Here is a 228-nt window from a genome sequence, read left to right as displayed (position 1 = left end):
CCCCGCGTGCGCTCGCGGGACGGCGCCTTGGGCTCGGCGCGCAGCCGTTCGCGCTGCGCCCTGCTCTCGGCACGGGCCCGCTCGCCGACCGGCCGCTTGCTCTCGGCACGCTCGCGCTCACCGGCGGCTCTCCTGCCGTCGGCGCGCTCGCCCACGGGCCGCATGCCGACCGCCCGCTCCCCCTCGCCCGCCCGCGCCTTGCCGGCCGTCTCCGGGGGGTTGTCGTGG

1 pseudogene is annotated in these 228 nt (G+C 81.1%); it reads right to left on the bottom strand.

The features are described 5' to 3' along the window. A pseudogene (locus tag ABFX54_RS22700) lies at positions 1 to 228 on the bottom strand (hypothetical protein); the annotation flags it as partial.

The sequence above is a fragment of the Nonomuraea maheshkhaliensis genome (assembly GCF_039529435.1).
In the GTDB taxonomy this organism is placed as follows: Bacteria; Actinomycetota; Actinomycetes; order Streptosporangiales; family Streptosporangiaceae; genus Nonomuraea; species Nonomuraea maheshkhaliensis.
The sequence above is the reverse complement of the archived record's forward strand: the minus strand, read 5'-3'. Positions and strand labels throughout refer to the sequence as shown.